Source organism: uncultured Rothia sp. (genome assembly GCF_937976295.1).
Classification (GTDB): domain Bacteria; phylum Actinomycetota; class Actinomycetes; order Actinomycetales; family Micrococcaceae; genus Rothia.
This window is the reverse complement of sequence record NZ_CALJRY010000263.1, coordinates 1-3161: the sequence shown is the minus strand read 5'-3', so window position 1 is coordinate 3161 and position 3161 is coordinate 1. Positions and strand designations below refer to the sequence as shown.

At 56.7% G+C, this 3161-nt stretch carries 2 protein-coding genes and 1 pseudogene; all 3 read right to left on the bottom strand.

Annotated elements, in window-relative coordinates; translation table 11 throughout:
- A pseudogene (locus tag Q0216_RS07055) lies at window positions 1-763 on the bottom strand (hypothetical protein); the annotation flags it as partial.
- Window positions 764-944: 181 nt separating this feature from the next.
- Entirely contained in the window at window positions 945-1904 is a 960-nt protein-coding gene (locus tag Q0216_RS07050) for a hypothetical protein (RefSeq protein WP_298594056.1), read from the bottom strand.
- Window positions 1905-2032: 128 nt separating this feature from the next.
- Window positions 2033-2866 (bottom strand): type VI secretion protein, encoded by an 834-nt coding sequence (locus Q0216_RS07045; protein ID WP_298594054.1) that lies wholly within the window; start codon window positions 2864-2866, stop codon window positions 2033-2035.
- Window positions 2867-3161: the final 295 nt, after the last annotated feature.

The window sequence follows — 3161 nt, the reverse complement described above, 5'->3', positions numbered from 1 at the left end:
AGCCCACCGGTTGCTGCTTTGCCGCCCGCGAGGTGGGGTTCTCCTCATTTTTGACGGGGTTCAGGTGGGCAGCGCACGCCTGCATGGGCGCGGAGGATTCATGCGAGCGGTCCAGCAGGCGCATTTCGATAAGTTTCGAGTCGGGGATGCCGAAGAACGGCTCAGGAACGACCGGCAGAATAGCGCCCGGGTTCAGGCCGAGGGATCCCAGCCGAACGTACTCGCCGTAGGCGTGCGTTGCCTGATTCTGCATAGCCTGGGTCTGCTCTTGCTGAGGCTGTTCTACGGAGGCGAGCGCTACCGGGTGGTTTGCCTCATCGTCCTTGCGAGATTCGTGAGTATTTTCCGGGGTGTATGCCGGGGCGTCTTCTGAGGTGTCTTCCGGCTCTTCGATATCGTCGGTGTCGTCGGTGTCTTGAGAGTCTTCGGGTTCGCCCTCTTCATGCTCAGCGTCTTCATCTTCTAAGTCTTCTAAGTTCTTCCGAGCGGAGTCGTAGCGCTTAGGGGAACCCGGGTAGACGTATTCATAATCCGGGTCGGGGTGTTGGTCCGGATACTGGTCGGAGTGCTCTAGCTCTTCGTCTTCGTCGTCAGATTCTTCATATAGCTCAGCGTCTTCCGTTGTCGATGACTGCTGGTTCACGAGTAGCAGCATGTATTCCGGGACGGACTGGTCGGTGTCCCAGAGGGGCTGGTACGCCTCTTCCTTCTCTGCAGTTTCCCTCTTTGCGGCTTCATTCTTTGCAGTGGGGCGGTCTGTCATGGTCGTCTCCTTCGCTCACCAGACATACTCCTAGTGGCACCACCGTACCAGCGCGCGCTGGGCAGTCCCTTGAAAGCCGCCGAACGAACCCTGAGAAAACCCCCGGACAAGCGCTAACACTGCTGTGATAACACCGCCGGGGGTTCAGCGCTACGGGAGCTGGGGTATTCAGAGGAATCTTTTATGATGCATCCGTGTGGTTTGGGGCGTTCGGCGGCGCAAGGGTGGGAGCAGCCGCCGCAGAAGACATCGAAGACGTTGCACCCAGGATTTCCTGCATTTCCTCGTCGTTCTTGGGCAGACGGTCGTACACCAGATAGAACCAGAACGACCCAAGCGGCATGGCCTCCCGCTTCAGTGCCCGGTACTTTCGGCTAACTCGGACTAGCACAAAAAACAGTGCACCGCCCCACAAGAACATGGGAAGACCCATCGTCAGCAGAGAAAGCATCAAGAAGTAGTAGAAGACATACCCACCGATCTGAGGGTCCCCTGTAACGGTAGCCAACAGAAGATAAGTCAGGGGATTAAACACCACGCCAATGAAGAAGAGGGCGATGAGCTCAGGCCAGGCCTTCCTCCACAGGTCTAATCCGCGCACCTTGCCCGCAAGTGGAGTTGCTGAGATATACCCGATAGGTCGCGGAGTACCCACTACTTTCCCATCCTGCCAGGTGGGAAATATACTTGGCGCCTGCCGGTGTGCAGATGCAGATGCGCCAGCATCCGTGCCCATGGGGGACATGCGGCGCATCGTGGGACCCGGGCGACCATACAGCGGTCGATTCAGCACCGGGTACCCTGTCGCCGAAGGGAAAAAGTTTGCAGCCTGCGCAGACGGCGCGGGAGCAGAAACCGACAGAGCGGGCGCTGCAGAATCGGGCGTATCAGGACTGGGCGCTGTCGGGGTGGGTGCAACCGTATCGGCAGACGCGGATGCAGAACGAGCCTTCTGTATTGCCAGGACCTCCTTCACCGGCTCAGGAATCTCCCCGGTCGGTGCGGCAACCGGCGTTCCGTGAAGAAGCAAAGCCGAGTATTCGGGGGCGGGCTGCTCCATATCCCACAGGGGCTGATACTCGCTACCGCTCTTCTCGGTCGGGTTCTGCGGGTTTTTCGGTGCTTCGCTATGCTCCGCCACGGCAACCTCCTCCAATGCTTGTCTGCTGTTATGTGTCTGTTGTGTTGTCTAAAGTGTGTGTTCAGTACGCGGGTCTACATCCCGCGGCTGTTCTTTGAGCCAGTTCTTTGAGCCAGTGGCTAGTCTGCCTAAGCCTCGTCCGATTCGTTAAGCCGCACAAGGCTCAGAATCCATGCCATACACCAGATGATGCCGGGAATCCCCATGAGCCCTTCACTCACCGTATTCGCCATTAGGAAGAGAGACGCGATGAGCGGTCCCGCCCCGAACAAAGCCGTAACGGAGAGAAGCCCCGCCGCAATATACGGATTCAGGACGGAAACGGCAAAGAACAGAGACCATGCTCCCGACTTCTGGGACGAAGTGGGCAGGGGGCCAGGATCCATCACCGGTTGGTCGATATCATCATCTTGCTGAGGCGAAGCGTCGCTCTCCTGGTTTGCTTCAGAGGGCGGGGCGCACTCGTACACCAGCCGGAACGTGAGTTTCTCCTCGGCCTTACGCCTCCAGATGAGCTGCACCATCACACCTAAGAAATTGATGAGAGCCCACAGGGAGAAAATGAACAGTACCAGCGGAAGAATACCGATGCTTAGTATCAAAAATCCTAGGGATGCCACAAAAAGAGATTCCAGGGTTTCTTCGCCCAGAATAGGACCTGCCAGTATATAGGCGAATGGATTTGCCGCGATAGCCAACGCTAGGTACGCCAGCGCCTCCACTACGCGTCTGCCAGTGTCCGGCTTGCGGTTAGGAACCGGCACGGGGCTGTAGCCGACCAGCTCGCCGCCGTGTTCCTCCGGCGATTCTCCATTGGGGAGAGTTCCCTGAACGTCATCCGCGTGGATGCGCATCAGATCCGGATCGGGACGACCGTAAATAACCTGCGGTGCCACCTTCAAAACACGCTGATGAGGGGAAACGGGCTGATTTTCGAGGGGCTGGTTCTTATCGGCGGTCATGATTCCTCCTCAGCAGTGCGATGCGGTATCCCAGTATTTTTGATAGATGTTCAATAGATGGTTTTACAGTAACAATCGAACCTGAAAAGAAGCTGAATCCGAGTGCAAATGAAAAACGTGCAAAAGAATAAGGGGCGAACATGTCCACAATTTGATGCATGTAGAGGTAATAAACGCTTCACAAGCCATTTTGAGGTGTATCCTAGTTCACATCTAGTGTGTTCAAGTTCAACTAGAACCCACCAGAAAAAACACACCAGCCTCCCAGAAACACCCCGGGAGCCAAGCAAAGGAG